The following is a 21,445-nucleotide window of genomic DNA, read 5'->3' as shown; positions in this document are numbered from 1 at the left end:
TCAGCGGACGACGATTCCCCGGGCCGCCATGGCGGCCTTGACGTCCCCGATGGTCAGTTGACCGAAGTGGAACACGCTGGCGGCCAGGACGGCGTCCGCGCCGGCGGCCACGGCAGGCGGGAAGTGCGCGACCTCACCCGCGCCCCCGCTGGCGATCAGCGGCACGCTCACCTCGCGACGCACCGCCTCGATCATCTGCAGGTCGAAGCCCGACTTGGTGCCATCGGCGTCCATCGAGTTGAGCAGGATCTCCCCTGCGCCCAGCTCGGCCGCACGGGCAGCCCAGGCCACGGCATCGATGCCGGTGCCGCGGCGTCCGCCGTGGGTGGTGACCTCGTAGCCGGAGTCGGTGCTCGTGCCCGCGGGGCACCGCCGCGCATCGACCGAGAGCACCAGCACCTGGGCTCCGTACCGATCGGCGACCTCGGCGATCAGTGCGGGGCGGGCGATGGCTGCGGTGTTGATCCCCACCTTGTCGGCGCCGGCGCGCAGCAGCCGGTCGACGTCCTCGACGGTGCGGACCCCCCCGCCCACGGTGAGCGGGATGAAGACCTGCTCGGCGGTGCGGGACACGACGTCGTAGGTCGTGGCCCGGCTGTCGGCCGAGGCGGTGACGTCCAGGAAGGTCAGCTCGTCGGCGCCCTCGGCGTCGTAGCGACGGGCGAGCTCGACCGGGTCACCGGCGTCCCGCAGATCGACGAAGTTGACGCCCTTCACCACGCGTCCGGCATCGACGTCGAGGCAGGGGATCACACGAACGGCCACGGACATGACCCAAGCCTAGGCTCAGGGCCGACCGCGCCCGAGCCGAAGCTCGGGGCATGGCCATGTTCGGGCCGCGGTGGTCGTACCCTGATCAGGTGCGCTTCGCCGCGAGGGCAGCAACGTCTGGGCAGCGCCGTCTGACGGCGCTCGCGATGTTCGCCGTGCCGGTGGCGCTGGTCGCGCACCTGCTGACCACGGTGCCGGCCCGGACCGAGTGTCTGCCGGCACGGGGCTGGGCTTCCCGGTTGGGCGTGCACCTGGCCTTGTTGCAGCCCGATCCGGGGTGTTCGTCCGGCACCTGGGCCATCACCGCCAGTGGTGCACTCCTGGTGTTCGCGGCGCTCGGCGTCCTGCTCGTGGCGACCGTCGATCGCGGACGCACGGCGCGCCTTCTGCTGAGTCGGGTGATCCAGCTGCTGTTGCACCTGGATCGACCGATCGTTGCACCCCGTGCCTGGCCGGCGATCGCCGCGCCCACGGGGTCGATGCGGGGACGGCACCCGAGTGGGTGCTGTGCGTTGCGGGGACCGCCGACGGCCTGACGCACCGTCGCGATCCCGCATGTCCCCCCACCCATCGTGGAGTTTCCATGACACGACTCATGGCGTGGCAGCCCTGGCTGACCACGCTGGCCCGGCTCACCCTGGCCGGGGTCTGGTTGACGGCCGGTTGGCCGAAGTTGATCGACTCGGAAGGCACCGTACGTAGCGTCCGGGCCTTCCAGCTCCTGCCGGAATCCCTGGTGCGGCCGTTCGCCTACGGGCTGCCGATGCTCGAACTCGTGCTCGCCGTCCTGTTGGTGATCGGCCTGGGTACCCGGGTCGCCGGACTGCTCACGGCGGGGCTGATGGTCATGTTCCTCTTCGGCATCGGCGCTGCGTGGGCTCGCGGCCTGTCGATCAACTGCGGCTGCTTCGGCAACACCGGATCGGCGGTCGTCGATCCCGTTCCGGGCTACATCAAGGACATCCTGCGCGACCTCGGCTTCCTGGCCTTGGCCGCCTTCATCACCTGGCGGCCGCTCAGCCGTCTCTCGCTCGACGCCCGCCTGGGCCTCACCCCGATTGGAGTCACCTCATGACCAACGCCCGCACCGCCAAGTCGACCCGAGAGAAGGCGGCCGAGCTGCGCGCCGAGGCCGCCAAGGCCGAGGCCAAGCGCCGCAACCTGACCATCACGGGGGCGATCATCGCCGTGATCGCGGTGCTCGTGGTGTCGTACATGCTGATCAGGTCGGCCAAGGACAGTGCCGACCAGCGGGACGCCTCGACGGCTGCGGCGGCCAACGCCGCCCCAGCGAACCTGCTCAACGGCGGGGTGTTGTACGGCAGCAGCACGGCCAAGGTCACGATCGAGATGTACGAGGACTTCTTGTGCCCCGCCTGCAAGAACGCCGAGACCGCCAACGCCGCCCAGATCGATCAGTGGGTCAAGGACGGCACCGTGAAGGTGATCTACAAGCCGGTGGCGATCCTCGACCACCTGTCGGCTGATGAGTACTCGACCCGTGCCCTGAACGCCGCGGCGGCAGTCGTCAACAGCAAGCCGGACGCCTTCCTCGCCTTCCACAAGGCGCTGTTCGACAACCAGCCCGCCGAGAACGGCCCCGGGCTGCCGGACGCCAAGCTGGTCGAGCTGGCTGTTGCCGCCGGTGCGGACAAGGCCGTCGTCGAACCGGCGATCACCGGGCAGACCTACAAGGGATGGACCGCCAAGGTCACCGACGACTTCTCCAAGGCGGGGTTCAACTCGACCCCGACCATCGTGGTGAACGGCAAGAAGATCGAGAGCTACGCACCCGAGGTACTCAAGACCGCAGTGGACGCCGGACTCGAGGGCTGACCCGGCCAGGCGTCGAGGGGCCGCACCCACAGGATCGTGGGTGTGGCCCCTAGTCGTCGCGCGAGGTCCGGCTGCCCAACGCCACCAACGTGGCCAGCCGCTTCGCCTCGGCCTCACCCACGGCGCCATCGGCCCGCTGGATCGCCATCACGGCGAGTGTGTCGCCGTCGGCCAGGTCGAGCATCACCCACGGGTTGCCGCCACCGAGGCGGACCGCCACGATCTGCGCCCACTCCAGGCTGGTCGTGCGGATCAGGTTGTGCACCACCAGGCCCGAGGCCGAGGGCAGCGCCCGCACCTCTCCCAACCGCCACAGCATCGCACCCACGGCCAGCCCGATCACCACGAGCTCGCCCTTGTCGAGATTGGTGTAGGGCTCGGGCAGCCAGATGGCGAGCCAGAGCAGCATCCCGAACTGCGCCACGCCGATCACCGCAGCCACGATCCGTCCGCGCCGAGAGCGGAACGGGCGGTACAGCTCGGCGGGGACGGCGCCGCGTCCCGAGGTGGGGTCGGGAGTCGCATCAGGGTTCAGAGCCATCGTCGTTCCCCTCACAGCCGACAGGCGTGAATGCTCGTCACCAGGATGGCCCGGGCACCCAGGGCGTACAGGTCATCCATGACGTGATTGGTCACATCGCGTCGCACCATGACCCGAACCGCCACCCAGCCCTGGTCGTGCAGCGGCGAGACGGTGGGCGATTCCAGACCCGGAGTGATCGCGCAGGCCTTCTCGACCAGTTCGACCCGGACGTCGTAGTCCATCAGCACATATTGCCGTGCGACCAGCACCCCTTCGAGTCGGCGAACCAGCACCTCGAGCCCGGGGTGGTCGGCCGAACCGCCACGACGCACCAGCACCGATTCGGACTGCAGGATCGGGTCACCGAAGACCTCGAGACCCGCGGCCCGCAGCGTGCCCCCGGTCTCGACCACATCGGCGATCACGTCGGCCACCCCGAGCTGGACGGCCGTCTCGACCGCGCCGTCCAGACGCACCACCTGGGCAGTCACCTCGTGGTCGGCCAAGTGCTGGGAGACGAGCCCGGCGTAGCTGGTGGCCACGCGCCGACCGGCCAGGTCGGCCACGCCGGTGAACTGCCCCGGGCGGGCGGCGAACCGGAAGGTGGACTCGGCGAACCCGAGCGGCATCACCTCGCGGGCATCGGCGCCGGAGTCCAGCAGCAGGTCGCGACCGGTGATCCCGACGTCCAGGGTGCCGGCCCCGACGTACACGGCGATGTCCCGCGGACGCAGGTAGAAGAACTCGATGTCGTTCTCGCGATCGAGCAGCATCAGCTCCTTGGGATCGCGCCGCTGGCGGTAGCCGGCCTCCTTGAGCATGTCGGCCGCATCGGCAGACAGCGAGCCCTTGTTCGGGACGGCGACGCGCAGCATCTCTGGTTCCTCGGGTTGCGTGGTGTGAGTTGATCGGGTGCTGATCGGGTGTTGATCGGGACGGTCGGACCGGGACGTCCGACAGCGATCACAGATGCGCGTAGACGTCGTCCAGGGTCAGGCCCTTGGCGAGCATCAACACCTGCAGGTGGTAGAGCAGCTGGGAGATCTCTTCCGCGGCGCGGTCGGCCCCCTCGTGCTCGGCGGCCATCCAGACCTCCGCGGCCTCTTCGACCACCTTCTTGCCGATGGTGTGCACCCCGGCGTCCAGGGCCGCCACCGTGCCGGACCCCTCGGGCCGGGTGAGTGCCCGCTCACTGAGCTCGGCGAACAGTTGGTCGAAGGTCTTCACGCACCCGAGCCTAATGGAGCCCGCGGCACGCCTCCGGCCGGTGGCCAGGGGTGGCCCTGGTCACCGGCCGGGTGCTGCGCTCGGCAGGTGGCCCGGCAACTGCCGAACAGCTGCCGAAGAGGTGCCGAGGAGGTGCTCAGGACGCCGCCGGTGCCACCTCGCGATCGGACACGTCCGTTGCGGTCTCGGTGCGGCTGGCCCGCAGCCACACCACGAAGCCGTAGATCACGAAGACGGCGTAGAAGGCGTACAGCACCGCGGTCGGGATGTAGTTCGAGTGCAGCAGCAGCGGCACGCCGACCAGGTCGACCCCGATCCAGCACAACCAGAACTCGTTCCAGCCCTTCGCCATGGCAAAGGTGGCCATCATCGAGCCCATGAAGATCCAGGCGTCGCACCAGTAGTACCAGGGCGGTGCCGGCCAGCCGGCGCCGATCTGGGCGAAGACCCACTGGACGACGAGCACCCCCGCCGCCCAGGTGCCCACCAACGCCAGCCGCTCGGTGGTGGTCGCCCACCGCGGCACGATCGCGGGCCGGTCGGCGCCGCGGTTCTGCTGCGAGGTACGCCAGCGCCACCAGCCGTAGGCGCTGGTCAGGATGAAGAAGATCTGCCGGCCGGACTGGCCGAACAGCGGCGTCCGCTCCCCCACCTGGGGATCGAGGATCGCGTTGATGTAGACGAAGAACAGCAGCACGTTGGCGGTGATACCGACGGGCCAGGCCCAGACCTTGCGCTTCATGCCGCCGACGGCGGAGGCCAGGCCGATGAGTACGCCGATGAGCTCCAGCCATCGCAGCTGGTATTCACCCATCTGGATGCTGGCCTCGGAGAGCCGGGTGAGAAAGTCGATCATGGTGTCCGTCCTGTGTGAGCAATCCGGTTGGACGAACTCCGGGGAAACGTACGGTCACGCCCACCGACGTTCGACGAGCACCGTTGCTCGAGATCGATCGTCGGCACAGGAGTGCCGCGCGTGCTGCCTCCCATCCGGACTTTCACCGTCGGTCCTGGAGTTCCACCAGGTCAACCGGCCGCTGGCTGCGGTCGGGTCGCGGACTGTCACCGCCGGTTCGGAATTGCACCGACCCCGGAGCACGCGTGTAACAGGGAAAGTATGCCTCAGCCGCAGGCGAGCGTGGCGAGGGTACGCAAGCTGTCGATCGCCGCGGCGGCGTCCGGGGCGTTGTAGACCGCCGACCCGGCGACGAAGACGTCGGCCCCGGCCTCGGCACAGCGTTCGATGGTCCGCTCGTTCACGCCACCGTCCACCTGCACCCAGACGTCGAGCCCGGACGCCGCGACCGCCTGCCGCACCCGGCGCACGGTGGGCAGGGTGTGCTCCAGGAAGGGCTGGCCGCCGAAGCCCGGTTCGACCGTCATCACCAGGATCATGTCGAACTCGCCGAGCAGCTCCAGGTAGGGCTCCACCGAGGTCGACGGTTTGAGCGCCAGGCCGGCTCGTGCCCCCAGCGCACGGAGTTCGCGGGCCAGCCGGATCGGGGCGAGCGCTGCTTCGGCGTGAAAGGTCACGCTGCGCGCGCCGGCATCGACATAGCCGGGTGCCCACCGGTCCGGGTCCTCGATCATCAAGTGGCAATCCAGCGGCACCGGACTCACCTTGGCCAGCGCCTCGACCACGGGGCGCCCCAGGGTCAGGTTGGGCACGAAGTGGTTGTCCATGACATCCACGTGCGCCCAGTCGGCCGATCCGATCGCCGCCAGCTCGTCCGCGAGACGCGTGAAGTCGGCCGACAACAGGGATGGCGAGATCTGCACACCCATCTCGGGTCGCTCTCCTCGTGCACTCAGCGGCGATGGCGCCGGGCCTCAGCGGCGGTTGCCGTGCCCGTCGTCCCCGGTCGACCAGCGTTCCCAGGCGTTGAGCCAGACTGCCTCGGTGGCGGCCTGTTCGCGAATCCGTTCGCGCGCCCGGTCGGGATCGTCCGGCGGGCGGGTGGTGCTCAGCACCCACACTCTGCCCCACCACTCCTGCGCCCGGCGGCTCGCCACGTCGGAGTCGAACACGGTGAACCGTGACATCTCCTCCAACGCGCGCACCGCCCGGCTGCGGTCGCTGAACCAGGCCGCGCGCTCGGCCAGCCGCTGCGCCTGGTGGACCATCGAGTTCACGGCATCGGCCGCGTCGGCCGTGGACTGCTTGCCGTAGTGGGCCTGGGTGCGTACCGCGGCCTCCCACAAGGCATCGGTCTCGCTCGACCGGACGGCGGCCTGGCCCCGCGCATGATCGTTCAGCCAGGCGTGCAGCAGCGAGACGTGGGCGTCCAGACCCTGGGCGGGCTGGTCCTGCGCGACGGGCTGCTGCGTCATGAACGCCGCCGCGGCCATGGCCTTGAGCTGGTGCTCCTCCCAGGCGTTCACGTACGGGCGCAGTTCGCGCACCTCGCTCAGCTGCAACGTGCCGGGGTCGACGCCTCGCGCCACCACCGTCACGACGCGGCCGGGGCTCGCGGTGATGTGTGCCGCCCACAGCCGACCCTGCCGTCGCAGGTGGGCCGGGACGGGCAGCCCCTCGACCACGATCAGGCCGTCGACCTCGAGCGGGATGTTCAACCGCAACCCACCCGCTGGGGTCAGCTCGGGGGCGGTCGGGGGGTCCTGGGTGACCTGCTCGCCGAGGCGATGGGCCTCGGCCGCCAGCAGACCGGCCAGGTCGTCCAGCGGACGTCCGGGCTCGCCGCTGCGGACCAGCACGAATCGGCCGGCCGAGCCCTGCGCGTCGCCGAATCCGAGCGACAGGCGGTCGACCCGGCCACCGTTCTCACCGATGTCGACCAGCCGGGACGGTGTCAGCGCCGGGTGGCTGAGCCCCATCACGGCGAACGCGGGCGGCACCCGCAGCAGTTGGCGGACATGGTCGACGAAAGCCGCCCGGGCGATGGCGTCCTCGGGGCCGCCGATTCCCTCGACGCTCATGTCCCGCTGGCTCCTTGTGTGGGGTGGTCTGGCCCGGTCGATGGTACGCGGCGCAACAGGGCAAGGTACATGGCGTCGGTGCCGTCGCGGTGCGGCCACAACTGCTGATCGGGCGCCACCCGCTCGACCACGTCGGCCCCGAGGCGGCGCAGCACGTCGTCCACCACCATTGTGGTCTCGGCCGGGTGCGGCGAGCAGGTCACGTACCCGACCACGCCACCGGGACGGACGACGTCCAGCGCCGCGCGCAGCAACGCCCGCTGCAGCGGGGCCAGACCGGCCAGGTCGGCGGGGGTACGGCGCCAGCGCGCCTCCGGACGACGCCGCAACGCACCCAGCCCGGTGCAGGGGGCATCGACCAGCACCCTGTCGAAGCCTTCACCGGCCTGACCCGGTCTGACCAACTCGTCGGCGGCCTCACGCCCGTCGAGCTGCAGCACCTCGACGATCGGCGAGGCCCCGCCGTTCGCGTCGGTGGCACCGTCGGCACCGTCGGCACGGGCAGCACTGTCGGCTCGCTGCACCCCGGCCAGGGCGGCACGCACCAACTCGACCCGGTGCGGGGCGAGCTCGGTGGCGGTCAGCCGGGCCTGCCCGGGTACCTCGCCGCGGGCGCGGCGTCCGGCCAGCACCGACGCCAGCAGAGCGGCCTTGCCACCGGGCCCGGCGCACAGGTCCAGCCAGGCGCCCTGATCGGCACCCTCCAGGGGCGCGTCGGCCAGGGCGAGCGCGACCACCTGGCTGCCCTCGTCCTGGACCCGAGCCCGGCCCTGCCGGATCGCCGGCAGCGCCCCGGGGGCACCCGTGATACGCACCGCATACGGGCTGAGCATCCCCGGGACGCCGTGCAGTTCATCGGGACTCGCCAGCCCGGGCAGCGCTGCGACGGTGACCTCGGGCGCCCGGTTGTCGGCCGCGAGCAGCTGCTCGAGCTCGGCGGCCGGGCGGCCGTGGTGGCGCAACGCATCGCGCAGGGCGCGCACGATCCACTCGGGGTGGGAATGGGTCAACGCCAATCGGGCGTCCTCGTCCGGCGGGGCGAGCTCGGTCAGCCAGCCGGCCAGGTCACGTTCGCTGACCCGACGCAGCACCGCGTTGGCGAAACCCGCTGCACCCTGGCCGATCTCGGATCGCACCAGGTCGACGGTGGCAGCCACGGCGGCGTGGGTCGCCACGCGCGTGGCCAGCAGTTGGTGCGCGCCCAGGCGCAGCGCATCGAGCAGCGGCGGGTCGATCTCGCGGTGGGCACAGGCCGCCAACACCGCGTCGTAGGTGCCCTGCCCGCGCAGCGCGCCATAGGCCAGCTCGGTGGCGAAGGCGGCGTCGCGCCCGTGCAGGCCCGACTCGCGTAACAGCTTGGGCAGCACCAGGTTCGCGTAGGCATCATCGGCGCTGACGGCGCGTAGGGTGCGCCAGGCGATGACGCGCGGCGCATCGATCCGGCGCCGGGCGACCTGGCGGGTCGAGGGCCGTGCCCGCTCAGCCATCGAATCTCTCCCCTGTCTGCGGCCGGACGCCGCGCGCCCAGTCGGCCGCGCTCATCGGACGTTTGCCGGCCGCACGCACCTCGCCCAGGCACACCGAGTCGGAGCCGGTGCCCACCCAGACGTCGCGTTTGCCGGCCAGCACTTCGCCGGCACCCAGAGCCAGCGCAGCCTCGCTCGGCGGCGGGGTGCCCGTCGTCCGCAGCGGCGCCAGGCCGACGCGCTCGCTGCGCCAGGTGGTCCAGGCGCCGGGTTCGGGGGTGCAACCGCGAATACGGCGGTCGATCGCCACAGCCGGCGCCTGCCAGTCGATCCGGGCGTCGTCCGCGGTGATCTTCGGCGCCAGGCTGACGCCGTCCTCGGCTTGTGCGCGCGCCTCGAGCAGGCCCTTCTCGACCCCGTCCAGGGTGTCGAGCAGCAGGCGGGCACCGGCCTCGGCGAGGCGGCCCAGCAGCTCGCCGGAGGTGTCGTGGGGGCGGATCCGTTCGGTCAGCACGCCATAGACCGGGCCGGTGTCCAGGCCCTCGTCGAGCCGGAAGGTGGTGGCCCCGGTGATCTCGTCGCCGGCGATCACCGCATGTTGCACCGGCGCGGCGCCGCGCCAGGCCGGCAACACCGAGAAGTGCAGGTTGATCCAGCCGTGCGGCGGTACCGCCAGGGCATCGGGGCGCACCAGCGCGCCGTAGGCCACCACCGGCACACAGTCCGGCGCGAGGTCGCGGATCGCCTGCAGCGCAGCGGGTTCGGTGAGCTTGGCCGGCTGCAGCACCGGCAGCTCGTGCTCGTCCGCCCAGGCCGCCACGGGTGAGCGCACCAACCGGCGACCCCGGCCGGCGGGGGCATCGGGGCGAGTCAGGACGGCCACGAGGTCATGGCGTGAGTCGGCGATCGCCTCGAGGGCGGGCAACGCGACGGCCGGCGTCCCGGCGAAGATCAGGCGCATCAGCCGCGGTCAGAGCGCGCGGCCGAAGGTGGCGTGCGGGCTGGTGCGCACGGTCGGCGCCGGCTGGCCCATCCACTCCGCCTCGCGGATCGCCTTGAGCGCGAGCTTGCGCTGGGCGCGGTCCATGCGGTCGATGAACAGGACGCCGTCCAGGTGGTCGGTCTCGTGCTGGATCGCCCGGGCGAGCAGCTCGCTGCCCTCGATGGTCACCGGCTCGCCGTGCTCGTCGAAGCCCTTGGCCACCACCCGCAACGCCCGCGGGGTGTCGAACACGATCCCCGGGAACGACAGGCACCCCTCGTCACCCTCCTGCAGCTCACTCGACAGGTCGAGGTCGGGGTTGATCAGGTGCCCGAGGGTGTTGTCGACGTAGTAGGTGAACACCCGCAGGCCCACGCCGATCTGCGGTGCCGCGAGCCCCGCGCCGGGCGCGTCCATCATCGTCTCGGCGAGGTCCTTGATCAGTACCCGCAGTTCTTTGTCGAAGTCGACCACCGGCTGCGCAGGCGTGCGCAGGACCGGATCGCCGAACAGGCGGATCGGCTGGATGGCCACGGGGTAGTCCTCACAACATCGTCGAGTGGGCAGGTCATCGGCGGGCAGGCTCGATCGCCGAGCCAGCCCAGTCTAGGTGGCCGACCGTGCCGCCTGCCGGATCAGCCCGTCAGCGACGCAGATCCAACGCGATGTCCAAGACCGGGGCCGAATGCGTCAAAGCCCCGACGGCCAGGTAGTCGACTCCCGTCTCGGCGACCTCACGGGCGTTCTCCAGCCGCAGCCCGCCACTGGACTCGGTGCGGGTGCCATAACGCCGCGCTATGGCAACGGACTCACGGGTGGCATCCAACGTCATGTTGTCCAGCAGGATCAGCACCGCGCCGGCGGCGCAGGCCTGCTCGACCTGCTCGGGCAGCGTGCACTCGACCTCGCACACCACGTCGGGTGCCATGGCGCGTACCGCCTCGAGAGCGGGCACGACTCCCCCGGCCGACAGCACGTGGTTGTCCTTGATCAGTGCCTGGTCGCTCAGCCCCATCCGGTGGTTCTGCCCGCCGCCGCAGCGCACCGCGTACTTCTGGATCACCCGCAGCCCGGGCGCGGTCTTGCGGGTATCGCGGATCACCGCCCCGGTGCCGGCCACCGCCTCGACCCACGCCGCGGTCAGGGTGGCAATGCCCGAGAGCATGCAGAGCACGTTCAACGCGCTGCGCTCACCGGTCAGGATGGCGCGCACCGGGCCACTCACCTCGGCGAGCACGTCGCCCCGCTGCACCCGGCTGCCGTCGACCACGCGCGGGTCGAACACCACCCCGCCGACCTTGTCGAACACCGCTCGCGCGACCGGGATCCCGGCAACCACGCCGTCCGCTCGAGCGACGATCTCAGCCACCCCGAGCGCGTTCACGTCGATGGTCGCCAGGGTGGTCACATCCACCCCACCGGCCAGGTCCTCGGTCAGCGCCAGTTCGGCGATCCGCATCGCCTCACCCTCGGGCAGGGCCAGGGCCGTGGTCATCGGGAAACCTCCGCGATCAGGGCCGAGGCGGGCTCGGCCGGTTCGAGCTGATGGTCGGGCACCGGTTCATCCTGCAGCCGGACGACGACCCCGTCCTGCACGGTCGACCGCACCCGGCAACGCCAGGCCTCGCTGGGGCCGTCGGCGTCGCTGCGCCGGTGGCAGCCGCGACTCTCGGCCCGGACCCGCGCGGCGGCCACCAGGGCCACCGAGATGGTGTGCAGGTTGGTGGCCTCCCAGGCGTACAACCCCGGCTCGGCGCCTGGGTCGGCTGGGTGGGCGGGGTCGGCTGGGTCGGCTGAGTCGGCGGTGGAGGGGGCCAGATCGTCCAGCAACTGGGCCAACGCGTCCAGTTCCTCCGGACGACGCACCACGCCGGCCCAGCGCACCATCGCCTCGGTGAGCTCCTGGCGCCGGCCGGGATCGACCAGGCCGGCACGTCGGAGCTCAGGGGTCGGTGTCCGGCGCGGTGGCGGTTCGGTCAGGAGCGTCCGGGCCAGTCGCCGGGCGACCACCATCGCCTCCAGCAGTGAGTTCGAGGCCAACCGGTTGGCGCCGTGAACCCCCGTGCAGGCCACCTCGCCGACCGCGAACAAGCCGGGCAGCGAGGTCCGGCCGGACATGTCCGACCGCAACCCCCCGCAGGCGTAGTGCGCCGCCGGGGCCACGGGGATCGGCTGGGTGACCGGGTCGACCCCGGCCGCCCGGCACCCGGCCACGATGGTCGGGAAGCGCCGCAGCAGCTTCTCCTCCCCGAGGTGGCGTGCGTCCAGATAGAGGTGGTCCACCCCCAGCTCGGCCATCCGGGCGGCCATGGTGGCCGCCACGACGTCGCGCGGGGCCAGATCCTCGCGGGGGTGCTTGCCGGCCATCACCCGCCGGCCGTCGGCGTCGATCAGCACGGCGCCCTCGCCCCGCACCGCCTCGGAGACCAGCAGGTGGCGCCCCGCGTCGTCCGAGACCGCGGCCAACGCGAGCACCGTGGGGTGGAACTGCACGAACTCGAGGTCGGCCGCAACCGCCCCGGCCCGCAACGCGGCGGCCAGCCCGTCGCCGGTGGCGACCCAGGGGTTGGAGGTCTGGGCGAAGACCTGCCCGTAGCCGCCCGTGGCCAGCACGACCGCCCGGGCGTGGATCTCGCCGATCTCGTGGCTGGCGTCGTGGTGACCGGTGCCGGTCCAGCGGGACACCCGCGCACCCACCACCGTCGGCCCGGCGCCGTTGACTCCGTTGACTCCGCCGACACCGTCGTCGGTCAGCAGGTCGAGCAGAAAGGTGCGCTCCCAGACCTGGACGTCGTCCGCGGCCATCACCGCCGACTCCAGCGTTCGCTGGATCTCGAGCCCGGTGGCATCACCACCGGCGTGCACGATGCGCGGCCAGGAGTGCCCGCCCTCGAGGGTGTACGACAGCGCGCCGTCCGCGGTGCGGTCGAACGCCGCCCCGCTGGCCAACAGCCCCGCGACCGCTGTGGGGCCTTCCTCGACCAACACCCGGACGGCGTCCGGGTCGCACAACCCGGCACCGGCGATCAGGGTGTCGGTCAGGTGGTGCCTCGGGTCGTCGCCCGGGCCGTCGGCGGTGGCCACGCCGCCTTGCGCCCACCGGGTGCTGCCTTCGCGGAGCCGGGCCTTGGTCACCACATCGACCCGTAACCCGTGCTCGCTCAAGGCCTGTGCCAGCGCCAGGCCCGCGATACCCGACCCGACGATGAGCACGTCGGTGGTCGAGGTGAGCGCGACCGGCCCGCAGGCCAACCGCTGGACGACGCGCTGTTGGGCGGCAGCGTGCGCCATCACTCCCCGCCTCGGGAGGGCTGACCGATGGCGATCATCCGCTCCACCGAGGTTCGCGCTGCCGCCGCGATGGCCGGGTCGACATCGACCTCGTCGGTGCCGGTGATCAGGCAGTTCAGCAGCTTCTCCGGGGTGATCATCTTCATGTAGTGGCAGACTGCCTTCTCGCTCACCGGCAGGTACTGCGTGCCGGTGGTGTTGCGCTTGCGCAGTTGATGCAGCATGCCCGTCTCGGTGGCCACCAGCACCCGGGGGCGTCCACCCGGCCGCCGGCCACCTCGGCCATGCCGCCGGTGGACAGGATCCGGACCCGTTGCGGGGCAACCGTGCCACTGGCCACCAGCTCCAAAGCGGGTGTGGCACAGGCGCATTCGGGATGCACCAGGACGTCCGCCTCGGGATCGGCCAGGAGTTCATCGACCAGCATCTTCCCCGTGATGCCCTCGTGCACATGGCATTGCCCGGCCCAGATCTTCAGGTTGGTGCGCCCGGTCACCCGACGCACGTGCGCACCCAGGTGACGGTCGGGCAGAAACAGGATCGGTGTCTCGGCCGGGATCGACCGGACGACATCGGCCGCGTTGGACGACGTGCAGCAGATGTCGGTCTCGGCCTTCACCGCGGCGGTGGTGTTGACGTACGCCACGACCACGGCACCGGGATTGGCCTGCTTCCAGGCCCGCAGTTCCTCGACGTGGATGGTGTCGGCCAGCGAACACCCGGCCTTCGCATCGGGGATCAGGACGCGCTTGTCGGGTGAGAGCAGCTTGGCCGTCTCGGCCATGAAGTGGACGCCGCAGAACACGATCTCGCGCTGAGGTGCCGTCGCGGCGATCCGCGACAGCGCCAGCGAGTCCCCCACGTGATCGGCAACGTCCTGGATGGCGGGCAGTTGGTAGTTGTGCGCCAGGATCACCGCATCGCGCTCGGTGGCACGTCGACGCACCTCGGCGGCCCACTCATCCGGCGTTCGGCCGGCGATCAGCCCCGGCTCGGTGGTGCTGTCTGGCTCACTCATCGACTCCACACCTGGTCTCCTCGGGCCGACCCTAGTTTTCGCTCAGTAGGCGATAACCGGGCTACAGTAACATCTTCCCGTGCCAGGGCAAACCCGGCCCGCGTCGAGTGGGCCATCGTCGGTCGGCGGGTTCGACCACGAGGTCCTGGCCGCCGTCCTGCAGGTACGAAGCGGCCGATTGCACGTGCTGCTGTGGTGTCGGGCCAAGGCGCCGCACAGCGGTCGCTGGTCGTTGCCCGGCGGTCGCCTCGGCGCCACCGAGGACCTGCGCGCCTCGATCCGACGTCAGCTGGCCGAGAAGGTCGACGTCCGCGAACTCAGTCATCTCGAGCAGCTCGAGACCCTGGGCGCACCGAACCGGGTGCCGACGGTCCGCACCGTGGCCACCACCTACCTGGGTCTGGTGCCCGGCAACGCCGAGCCGGCCGTACCTGCCGACACCCGCTGGCACGCGGTGGACGATCTGCCGCAACTGGCCTTCGACCATGCGGCCATCATCGAAACCGCTTGTCGCAGATTGCGTTCCAAGCTGTCGTACACCAACGTGGGTTTCGCCCTGGCACCACGCACGTTCACCATGTCGGAGCTCGTGACGTACTACCGGGCGGCGCTGGGCCACGAGGTGGACGCCACCAACCTGCAGCGCATCCTGGTGCGCCGCCAGCAGATCGAGGCCACCGGCGAACGGGTCGGCTCGGGGCCGGCCGGCGGGCGTCCCGCCGCCGTCTTCCGGTTCCGCAGTCCGGAGCTGCAGATCACGGACGCCTTCGCGGTGCTGCATCCCCCCACCGCCCACTGACCCCAAACGCGTCATGCTCCGCTGGTGACCTGCCGTACTCCGCTCGGAACGCCCCTCAGCGCCTACCCAGGGAGCATGAAGCGGCAGCCGCGGAGCATGAGCGGGTTTGTCAGCCGATGTCGCGGGGGTCCACCCGGACCCGCACCGAGGCCCGTTCGCGGCGGGCACTGCGCGCCACCAGGGCCGCGCGCAGACACCGGGCCGCGGCGGGCAGGTCCTGCGGCCGCACCCGGATCACCCACCGCACGGTGGGCTCGTCCACCGGGAGCACCGGCTCGTCGTCCGGCACGGTGCCGGCACCGGTCTCCAGCAGGATCGGCCCCAGCCGATCGGCGGCAGGCCAGCCCTCCTCGGCCGTCGCGGCGTCCAACAGACTCGCCACGGCCGACCGCTCGCCGTCCAGTGTCACCAGCGTCCACGCCGGCGGCAGGTGGACCTCGTCGCGCTCGGCGAGCAGCCGCTGGGCGAAACCCAGCGGATCCTGGCGCACCAGCGCCTGAACCGCGCCCACGGCGGGGTCCGAGACCACCAGCACCACAGTCCCGGACGCACTGGCCGGACGCACCAGTGCCGCGGCCGCGGCCCACCGGCCCAACGCCTGTTCGTCGGCGCGCAGATCGGCCCGGGCCAGCATGAGGTCACCGTCCAGCAGCACGGCTGCGGCATAGCCGCCGGCGGCCGACGCCGACGGCTCGACGCCGGGAGTTGCCACCACGATCACCGCCCGCTCGCCCACCGTGGGCAGTTCTCGGTCGGGGCGCGCGATCACCACCGGCACCCCCGGGAATGCTCGGCCGAGCTCCTCCCGGGTGCGATCGGCACCGATCCGACGGGCGCGCAACGTCCGGCCACCGCACTGCGGGCAGGCCCACCCCGGCAGGTGGCGTCCGCACCAGCGGCAACTGATGCGTTGGGTGGCGTCCTCGACCTGCACCGGTCCGGCGCAGTGCGGGCAGCGAGCGGGGGTGCGGCAGGTCGCACAGGCCACCGCCGGCACATACCCCGTTCGGGGCACCTGGATCAGCACCGGACCGGCACGCAACCCCTGCTGGACGACGCGCCACGCCTGCGTCGGCAGGCGCACCCCGGTCGGCCCGCCCGCGGCGTCCTGGTCGCCCACCGCCGAGATCCGGGCCCAGGCCGACCGTCGCCGGGGCCGGTCGGGCTCGATCGGCCGCGCCCATCCGGAGGCGACCAGCTCGGCCGCCTCGGCGGTGACCGACCAGCCGCCGATCAACGCGGCGGCGTCCGCCTGCTCGGCTCGCAACACCAGCACCTCGCGACTGTGCGGGTAGGGCGCACGTTGCTCGGCGTGGCTGTCGTCACCGTCCTGCCAGATGGCGACCAGCCCCAGGTCCCGGATCGGGGCATAGGCGGCCGATCGGGTCCCGATGGCCACCGACACCTCGCCGCGCAGACAGGCCAGGAAGGCGCGGTACCGCTCGGCCGGACCGAGGTCGGCCTCGAGGCGAGCGTGCCGGCCCGGGCCGAGCACCGAGGTCAACACCCCGTCGAGCACCTCGACGTCGCGCCGGTCGGGTAGCACGACGATCGCTCCCCGACCCGAGGCCACCGTGGCGGCGCAGGCTGCCGCGACCGCTCGAGCCCAGTGCTCGGCGCCGGGCAGGGCAGCCCAAACGGCTCGCGGTGATTCGCCTCGGCTCAGCCGCGCCAGGAACGCCGCGCCTGCCGGGTAGTCCGCCCAGTGCTGATCAACCCGCTCATGATCGCCGTCAGATCGCCGTGTGCTCCGGCTCGACGGTCGCAAACGGCGATCCAACGGTGATCGTGGTGAATGGGCCGTCTCGGTGGCCGCGTGACGGGGCGGGACGGCGAGCCGCAGCACGTCCGACATCGTGCCCAGATAGCGGTCGGCCACCCCGCGGGCCAGCCGCGCGACGTCCGCGGTCAGCACCGGCTCGGCCGAGACCACCCGCTGCAGCGGGCTGAGCCGTCCCGGGTGGTCCGTCTCGGCCACCCGGTCGAGCACGAACGCGTCGACGTCCTGCCCGGCGAACCGAACCCGCACCCGGGCGCCGGGTACCGCAGCGGCGCCCATGCCGTCCGGCACCTGGTAGTCGAAGGGACGGTCCAGGTGCAGCAGGGGCAGGTCGATGACCACCCGGGCGATCGGGCTGGACGGCCCGGTCAACCCGGTCAGGCCGCTCGACACAGCCTTCACAGGCTCAGGCGGGCGGTGAAAGGTGCACGGATTGCCTGATCACCAACCGTTGCAGGGGCCATGCCACACGACTCAGGCGACGGCGGAGTGCAACGCCTCGACCCGGTTCGTCCGCTCCCACGGGAAGTCCAGACCGGCATCGGTGCGGCCGAAGTGCCCGTACGCCGCCGTCGCCTTGTAGATCGGCCGCAGCAGGTCGAGGTCGCGGATGATCGCCGCCGGGCGCAGGTCGAAGACCTCACGCACCGCCTTCTCGAGCCGGGCCGGGTCGACGGTCTCGGTGCCGAAGGTCTCGAGGTAGAGGCCCACCGGGTGCGCCTTGCCGATGGCGTAGGCGACCTGTGCCTCGCACCGGCGAGCCAGACCCGCGGCCACCACGTTCTTGGCCAGCCACCGCATCGCGTAGGCGGCCGAACGGTCGACCTTCGACGGGTCCTTGCCCGAGAACGCGCCACCACCGTGGCGGGCCATGCCACCGTAGGTGTCGACGATGATCTTGCGACCGGTCAGACCGGCATCACCCATCGGGCCGCCGATCTCGAACCGCCCGGTGGGGTTGACCAGCAGCCGGTAGTTCGAGGCGTCGATCGCGACCTCGTCCAGCACCGGCTTGACCACCAGGGTGGCCACGTCCGGGGTGAGCAGGTTCTCGAGGGAGATGTCGGCGGCGTGCTGGCTCGACACCACCACGGTGTCCAGGCCGACCGGGCGGTCGCCGTCGTAGGCGATGGTGACCTGGGTCTTGCCGTCCGGGCGCAGGTAGGGCACCTCGCCGCTGCGCCGCACCTCGGACAGACGCTGCGCCAGGCGGTGGGCCAGCCAGATCGGCAGCGGCATGAGCTGGGGGGTCTCGTCGCAGGCGTAGCCGAACATCAGGCCCTGGTCGCCGGCGCCCTGGGCGTCCAGCGGGTCGACTGGTCCGGTAGAGGCTTCGACTCGGGTTTCATACGCGGCGTCCACGCCCTGCGCGATGTCGGGTGACTGCGACCCGATCGAGATCTCGACGCCACACGAGTTTCCGTCGAAGCCCTTGGTCGAGGAGTCATACCCGATGCCCAGGATGGTCTGGCGCACGATCGAGGGGATGTCCACGTAGGCCTCGGTGGTGACCTCACCGGCCACGTGCACCAGACCGGTGGTGACCATGGTCTCGACGGCGACCCGGCTGCGCGGGTCGGCGGCGAGCAGGCCGTCCAGGATGGCGTCGGAGATCTGGTCGCAGATCTTGTCCGGGTGACCCTCGGTCACCGACTCGGACGTGAACAAACGGTGTGTCACGGTACTCCCGTCAGGTGCAGCGGCTGCTGTCTTGGTCATCACTCTAACGGCGGTACGACGAGTGGCTCACCCGTGCCGTAGCACGGCGTCCCAGATCGCCTCGGCCGCCTCGTCCTTGCTGCCCGCCGGCACCGGGTGCACTCCCCCGGCGGCGTCCAGGATCGTCACCTCGGTGACGTCCCGTCCGAACACCTTGCCGGACGAGACGTCGTTCACCACGAGCAGGTCACACCCCTTGCGGGCCAGCTTGGCCAGGCCGTGGGCCAACACGTCGCCCGTCTCGTCACCGGTCTCGGCGGCGAAGCCCACGATCACCGCGGCGGCCCGCTCGCGCACCAGCTCGGCCAGCACGTCGGGGTTCCTGACCAGCTCGATGGTCGGTGCGCTGTCGTCGTCCGCGGTGGTGTGGGTCTTCTTCAGCTTGTGCTCGGCGATGGCCGCCGGGCGGTAGTCGGCGACGGCGGCGGCCATGACCACGGCATCCGGACGGCGCCCGTCCGGCGTGGGCGCGCAGGCCGCCAGCACGGCCTGCCGCAGCTCGAGCGCGGTGCCCACCTCGACCACCTCGACCCCGGCGGGCGGCGACAGCGCGACGTTCGCCGAGACCAGGACGACGGATGCGCCCCGGGCGGCGGCCGCAGCGGCCAGCGCATAGCCCTGACGACCCGAGGAACGGTTGCCGAGGTAGCGCACCGGATCGAGCGGTTCGCGGGTGCCGCCGGCACTGATCACCACGTGGCGTCCGGCCAGGTCGGCAGTGGCCCCGGCGCCCCGGCGGTGGCCGGCGAGCAGGCGGGCGGCCGCGGCAGCGATCGCCTCGGGTTCGGGCAGCCGGCCCGGCCCGGTGTCGGCGCCGGTGAGCCGTCCGCTGGCGGGCTCCAGGACGACGACCCCCCGCTCACGCAGCAGGGCCACATTGGCCCGGGTGGCGGGGTGGTCCCACATCTCGGTGTGCATCGCCGGCGCCATGAGCACCGGGCAGCGCGCCGTCAGCAGGGTGGAGGTGAGCAGGTCGTTGGCCTGGCCGTGCGCGGCCCGGGCGAGCAGATCGGCCGTGGCGGGGGCGACCAGAACCAGGTCGGCCTGTTGGCCGAGGCGCACGTGCGGCACCCGGTGCACGTCGTCCCAGACGCCCGTGGCGACCGGGTGGCCCGACAGCGCCGCCCAGGTGGCCTCACCGACGAAGTGCAGCGCGGCGTCGGTCGGGACGACGGTGATGTCGCAGTCGTGATGCTCGGCGAGCAGGCGCAGCAGCACCGCCGCCTTGTAGGCGGCGATCCCCCCGCTGACGCCGAGAACGACGCGCGCTCGCGCGCCGTCGCCCACGGGGCTCAGCCCTCGGTGGGCTCGGCGGTGAGCAGGCCCTCGTTGATCTCACGCATGGCCACGGACAGCGGCTTCTCCTGCACGTGGGTCTCGACCAGGGGGCCGACGTACTCGAGCAGGCCCTCGCCCAGCTGGGAGTAGTACGCGTTGATCTGGCGCGCCCGCTTGGAGGCATAGATCACCAGGGCGTACTTCGAGTCGACGGTGGCGAGCAGGTCGTCGATCGGGGGGTTGGTGATGCCCTCGGGTGCCGCAACGGTTCCGGACACAGTGCTCCTTGCTGGAACGGACGGGGTGCTGAGATGTCGGTCGACGGTCACCCCAGAGGGTGCGCCGTCGGACGCAGCCCCATGCATTCTACGAGCTGATCGGCCGCCTGGTGCACATCGTGGTTCACGATGGTGAGGTCGAACTCCGATTCGGCCGCCAGTTCCTCGCGGGCCGTGGCCAGCCGGCGCTCCCGCTCGGCGGCGTCCTCGGTGCCCCGGCCCACCAGCCGGCGAACCAGTTCGTCCCAGGACGGCGGTGCCAGGAAGACGAAGAACGCCTCCGGCATGCGCTCGCGGACCTGCCGAGCGCCCTGCAGATCGATCTCCAGCAGCGCCGGTCGTCCGGCGGCCAGTACCTGCTGTACCGGACGGCGCGGCGTCCCGTAGCGGTATCGACCGTGGACGACGGCCCACTCGAGCAGTTCGTTGGCCGCGACCATGCGGTCGAACTCGGCGTCGTTCACGAAGATGTAGTGCGTGCCGTGTTCCTCGCCCGGGCGGGGCGGGCGGGTGGTGGCGGACACCGACAACCACACCTGCGGGTATCGCACTCTGACGTCGGCCGAGACCGTGCCCTTGCCGACCGCGGTCGGCCCGGCCAACACCGTCAGCCGTGTCGTGGAAACCCCCGGGTCCCCCTCGCTCACCGTCGCCGGTCAGCGAGAGAAGCGCTCGACGAGCGCAGCAACCTGGTTCGTGCCCAGGCCCCGCACCCGGCGAGATTCGGAGATCCCGATCTCCTCCATGATCTGTCGGGCGCGCACCTTGCCGACGCCGGGCATGGCCTCGAGCAGGGCGGAGACCTTCATCTTGCCGATGATCTCGTTCGCCTGGCCCTCACGGATCACATCACCGAGGGAGCCCTGGGAGTACTTCAGCCGGTTCTTCACCTCGGCGCGGGCACGCCGGGCTTCGGCGGCCTTGGCCAGCGCAGCCGTGCGCTGCTCGGGGGTCAAGGGGGGCAGTGCCACAGGTTTCACCTCGGTCGATCATGTGTCGGCGTGAGATCGCAGGTCAGAACCTACCCACTCGTTGGCACACCGGGCAACGCGATCAGGCGATATCGCCTGACTCAGGGTGGTTGATTGTGCACCTAACGCCATAGTTGGGCCTCAGACCAGCCTCGCGAGAGCCCCTTGTGGTGAGCTGACAGCCCGCCGAGGGGTCAGCCGAGGCTCCGTGAGGCGATCTCACGCGCCAGTCTCTCGATCAGGTCGTACGGAATCGGCTTCACGTAGCGGAACTTCACCGTGTCCTTGGTGGAGCGGTACGGCGCGACCTCCAGCTCGAGGTCGCCGTCCAGCACCGGTACCGGGTAGAGGCCGACGTGGCTCTTCCAGCCGGCAAAGTGCAGCCCGTACCGTCCCTCCAGCATCACTGCCGGCATGCCGTAGCGGATCTTCTCAGTGCTGCCCGGCATCCCTCGCAGGATGGCCTCACGGACCTGGCGCAGCAGCAACTGCACGGGTTCATCGAAGCCGGCGAGGTAGTCCTCGACAGTGGTGGCGGCGGCAGGCATGGCGTGAGGGTAACGATCCTC

23 protein-coding genes, 1 pseudogene and 1 riboswitch are annotated in these 21,445 nt (G+C 71.4%); of the genes and pseudogenes, 4 read left to right on the top strand and 20 right to left on the bottom strand.

Features of this window, described 5'->3' with window-relative positions:
- Window positions 1–771: an imidazole glycerol phosphate synthase subunit HisF gene (gene hisF / locus IPK24_13905; GenBank protein ID MBK8076619.1), complete on the bottom strand. Its 771-nt coding sequence runs from the start codon at window positions 769–771 to the stop codon at window positions 1–3.
- A gap of 89 nt (window positions 772–860) precedes the next feature.
- Between hisF and IPK24_13900 the strand changes: the two genes are divergently transcribed.
- Genes IPK24_13900 through IPK24_13890 form a run of 3 tightly spaced genes read left to right on the top strand, consistent with a single transcriptional unit; the run spans window position 861 to window position 2,607 of the window.
- Window positions 861–1,307 carry a hypothetical protein gene (locus tag IPK24_13900; protein MBK8076618.1) on the top strand — a complete coding sequence of 149 codons (447 nt, stop codon included), beginning with the start codon at window positions 861–863 and terminating at the stop codon, window positions 1,305–1,307.
- A 47-nt stretch (window positions 1,308–1,354) separates the two neighbouring features.
- Window positions 1,355–1,846: a DoxX family membrane protein gene (locus tag IPK24_13895; protein MBK8076617.1), complete on the top strand. Its 492-nt coding sequence runs from the start codon at window positions 1,355–1,357 to the stop codon at window positions 1,844–1,846.
- Window positions 1,843–2,607, top strand: a complete 765-nt coding sequence (locus tag IPK24_13890; protein MBK8076616.1) for a thioredoxin domain-containing protein — start codon at window positions 1,843–1,845, stop codon at window positions 2,605–2,607. Before IPK24_13895 ends, IPK24_13890 begins: the two co-directional genes overlap by 4 nt.
- Before the next feature lie 49 nt (window positions 2,608–2,656).
- Here the strand turns inward: IPK24_13890 and IPK24_13885 are convergent, their stop codons facing one another.
- The 12 genes and pseudogenes from IPK24_13885 to nadA all read right to left on the bottom strand — a co-directional run bounded on the left by IPK24_13885 (window position 2,657) and on the right by nadA (window position 14,051).
- Window positions 2,657–3,016 carry a PH domain-containing protein gene (locus IPK24_13885; protein MBK8076615.1) on the bottom strand — a complete coding sequence of 120 codons (360 nt, stop codon included), beginning with the start codon at window positions 3,014–3,016 and terminating at the stop codon, window positions 2,657–2,659.
- A gap of 143 nt (window positions 3,017–3,159) precedes the next feature.
- Window positions 3,160–4,005, bottom strand: coding sequence for an ATP phosphoribosyltransferase (locus tag IPK24_13880; GenBank protein MBK8076614.1), 846 nt, complete (start codon window positions 4,003–4,005; stop codon window positions 3,160–3,162).
- A gap of 88 nt (window positions 4,006–4,093) precedes the next feature.
- Window positions 4,094–4,357 carry a phosphoribosyl-ATP diphosphatase gene (locus tag IPK24_13875; GenBank protein ID MBK8076613.1) on the bottom strand — a complete coding sequence of 88 codons (264 nt, stop codon included), beginning with the start codon at window positions 4,355–4,357 and terminating at the stop codon, window positions 4,094–4,096.
- A 136-nt stretch (window positions 4,358–4,493) separates the two neighbouring features.
- Window positions 4,494–5,213 (bottom strand): nicotinamide mononucleotide transporter, encoded by a 720-nt coding sequence (locus IPK24_13870; protein ID MBK8076612.1) that lies wholly within the window; start codon window positions 5,211–5,213, stop codon window positions 4,494–4,496.
- Window positions 5,214–5,329: 116 nt separating this feature from the next.
- A riboswitch (FMN riboswitch) is annotated at window positions 5,330–5,460 on the bottom strand.
- Between the two features lie 19 nt (window positions 5,461–5,479).
- Window positions 5,480–6,142, bottom strand: coding sequence for a ribulose-phosphate 3-epimerase (rpe, locus tag IPK24_13865; protein ID MBK8076611.1), 663 nt, complete (start codon window positions 6,140–6,142; stop codon window positions 5,480–5,482).
- A 45-nt stretch (window positions 6,143–6,187) separates the two neighbouring features.
- Complete coding sequence (locus IPK24_13860) at window positions 6,188–7,294, bottom strand: hypothetical protein (GenBank protein ID MBK8076610.1); 1,107 nt, start codon at window positions 7,292–7,294, stop codon at window positions 6,188–6,190.
- Window positions 7,291–8,781, bottom strand: coding sequence for a hypothetical protein (locus IPK24_13855; protein ID MBK8076609.1), 1,491 nt, complete (start codon window positions 8,779–8,781; stop codon window positions 7,291–7,293). Before IPK24_13855 ends, IPK24_13860 begins: the two co-directional genes overlap by 4 nt.
- Window positions 8,774–9,721 (bottom strand): methionyl-tRNA formyltransferase, encoded by a 948-nt coding sequence (locus IPK24_13850; GenBank protein ID MBK8076608.1) that lies wholly within the window; start codon window positions 9,719–9,721, stop codon window positions 8,774–8,776. Before IPK24_13850 ends, IPK24_13855 begins: the two co-directional genes overlap by 8 nt.
- Window positions 9,722–9,730: 9 nt before the next feature.
- Window positions 9,731–10,276: a peptide deformylase gene (def, locus tag IPK24_13845; protein ID MBK8076607.1), complete on the bottom strand. Its 546-nt coding sequence runs from the start codon at window positions 10,274–10,276 to the stop codon at window positions 9,731–9,733.
- Between the two features lie 109 nt (window positions 10,277–10,385).
- Window positions 10,386–11,237 (bottom strand): carboxylating nicotinate-nucleotide diphosphorylase, encoded by an 852-nt coding sequence (locus IPK24_13840; GenBank protein MBK8076606.1) that lies wholly within the window; start codon window positions 11,235–11,237, stop codon window positions 10,386–10,388.
- A complete protein-coding gene (locus tag IPK24_13835) occupies window positions 11,234–13,033 on the bottom strand; it encodes an L-aspartate oxidase (protein ID MBK8076605.1) in 1,800 nt (599 codons plus the stop codon). The genes IPK24_13840 and IPK24_13835 overlap by 4 nt, the downstream gene beginning before the upstream one ends.
- A pseudogene (gene nadA / locus IPK24_13830) lies at window positions 13,033–14,051 on the bottom strand (quinolinate synthase NadA). The gene IPK24_13835 and the pseudogene nadA overlap by 1 nt, the downstream one beginning before the upstream one ends.
- Window positions 14,052–14,196: 145 nt before the next feature.
- Between nadA and IPK24_13825 the strand changes: the two are divergent.
- Window positions 14,197–14,850, top strand: coding sequence for an NUDIX hydrolase (locus tag IPK24_13825; protein MBK8076604.1), 654 nt, complete (start codon window positions 14,197–14,199; stop codon window positions 14,848–14,850).
- A gap of 109 nt (window positions 14,851–14,959) precedes the next feature.
- Here the strand turns inward: IPK24_13825 and IPK24_13820 are convergent, their stop codons facing one another.
- The 7 genes from IPK24_13820 to IPK24_13790 form a co-directional block, all read right to left on the bottom strand.
- Complete coding sequence (locus IPK24_13820) at window positions 14,960–16,966, bottom strand: primosome assembly protein PriA (GenBank protein MBK8076603.1); 2,007 nt, start codon at window positions 16,964–16,966, stop codon at window positions 14,960–14,962.
- A 138-nt stretch (window positions 16,967–17,104) separates the two neighbouring features.
- Window positions 17,105–18,349, bottom strand: coding sequence for a methionine adenosyltransferase (locus IPK24_13815; protein ID MBK8076602.1), 1,245 nt, complete (start codon window positions 18,347–18,349; stop codon window positions 17,105–17,107).
- Between the two features lie 27 nt (window positions 18,350–18,376).
- Entirely contained in the window at window positions 18,377–19,636 is a 1,260-nt protein-coding gene (gene coaBC, locus IPK24_13810) for a bifunctional phosphopantothenoylcysteine decarboxylase/phosphopantothenate--cysteine ligase CoaBC (protein MBK8076601.1), read from the bottom strand.
- 5 nt (window positions 19,637–19,641) lie between these two features.
- Window positions 19,642–19,905 carry a DNA-directed RNA polymerase subunit omega gene (locus IPK24_13805; GenBank protein MBK8076600.1) on the bottom strand — a complete coding sequence of 88 codons (264 nt, stop codon included), beginning with the start codon at window positions 19,903–19,905 and terminating at the stop codon, window positions 19,642–19,644.
- A gap of 47 nt (window positions 19,906–19,952) precedes the next feature.
- Window positions 19,953–20,552 carry a guanylate kinase gene (gene gmk / locus IPK24_13800; GenBank protein ID MBK8076599.1) on the bottom strand — a complete coding sequence of 200 codons (600 nt, stop codon included), beginning with the start codon at window positions 20,550–20,552 and terminating at the stop codon, window positions 19,953–19,955.
- Between the two features lie 9 nt (window positions 20,553–20,561).
- Window positions 20,562–20,876, bottom strand: coding sequence for a 30S ribosomal protein S13 (locus IPK24_13795; protein ID MBK8076598.1), 315 nt, complete (start codon window positions 20,874–20,876; stop codon window positions 20,562–20,564).
- A gap of 194 nt (window positions 20,877–21,070) precedes the next feature.
- Complete coding sequence (locus IPK24_13790) at window positions 21,071–21,424, bottom strand: DUF1801 domain-containing protein (protein MBK8076597.1); 354 nt, start codon at window positions 21,422–21,424, stop codon at window positions 21,071–21,073.
- Between the last annotated feature and the right edge of the window lie 21 nt (window positions 21,425–21,445).

Source organism: Kineosporiaceae bacterium, from assembly GCA_016713225.1.
Classification (GTDB): Bacteria; Actinomycetota; Actinomycetes; order Actinomycetales; family Kineosporiaceae; genus JADJPO01.
The sequence above is the reverse complement of the archived record's forward strand: the minus strand, read 5'-3'. Positions and strand labels throughout refer to the sequence as shown.

Excerpts from the sequence above, each read along its gene's own strand:
- hisF (MBK8076619.1), bottom strand. The coding sequence starts at position 771 with ATGTCCGTGGCCGTTCGTGTGATCCCCTGCCTCGACGTCGATGCCGGA.
- IPK24_13895 (MBK8076617.1), top strand. The coding sequence starts at position 1,355 with ATGACACGACTCATGGCGTGGCAGCCCTGGCTGACCACGCTGGCCCGG.
- IPK24_13890 (MBK8076616.1), top strand. The coding sequence starts at position 1,843 with ATGACCAACGCCCGCACCGCCAAGTCGACCCGAGAGAAGGCGGCCGAG.
- IPK24_13885 (MBK8076615.1), bottom strand. The coding sequence starts at position 3,016 with ATGCTGCTCTGGCTCGCCATCTGGCTGCCCGAGCCCTACACCAATCTC.
- IPK24_13880 (MBK8076614.1), bottom strand. The coding sequence starts at position 4,005 with ATGCTGCGCGTCGCCGTCCCGAACAAGGGCTCGCTGTCTGCCGATGCG.
- IPK24_13870 (MBK8076612.1), bottom strand. The coding sequence starts at position 5,213 with ATGATCGACTTTCTCACCCGGCTCTCCGAGGCCAGCATCCAGATGGGT.
- rpe (MBK8076611.1), bottom strand. The coding sequence starts at position 6,142 with ATGGGTGTGCAGATCTCGCCATCCCTGTTGTCGGCCGACTTCACGCGT.
- IPK24_13860 (MBK8076610.1), bottom strand. The coding sequence starts at position 7,294 with ATGAGCGTCGAGGGAATCGGCGGCCCCGAGGACGCCATCGCCCGGGCG.
- IPK24_13855 (MBK8076609.1), bottom strand. The coding sequence starts at position 8,781 with ATGGCTGAGCGGGCACGGCCCTCGACCCGCCAGGTCGCCCGGCGCCGG.
- IPK24_13850 (MBK8076608.1), bottom strand. The coding sequence starts at position 9,721 with ATGCGCCTGATCTTCGCCGGGACGCCGGCCGTCGCGTTGCCCGCCCTC.
- IPK24_13840 (MBK8076606.1), bottom strand. The coding sequence starts at position 11,237 with ATGACCACGGCCCTGGCCCTGCCCGAGGGTGAGGCGATGCGGATCGCC.
- IPK24_13835 (MBK8076605.1), bottom strand. The coding sequence starts at position 13,033 with ATGGCGCACGCTGCCGCCCAACAGCGCGTCGTCCAGCGGTTGGCCTGC.
- IPK24_13815 (MBK8076602.1), bottom strand. The coding sequence starts at position 18,349 with ATGACCAAGACAGCAGCCGCTGCACCTGACGGGAGTACCGTGACACAC.
- IPK24_13790 (MBK8076597.1), bottom strand. The coding sequence starts at position 21,424 with ATGCCTGCCGCCGCCACCACTGTCGAGGACTACCTCGCCGGCTTCGAT.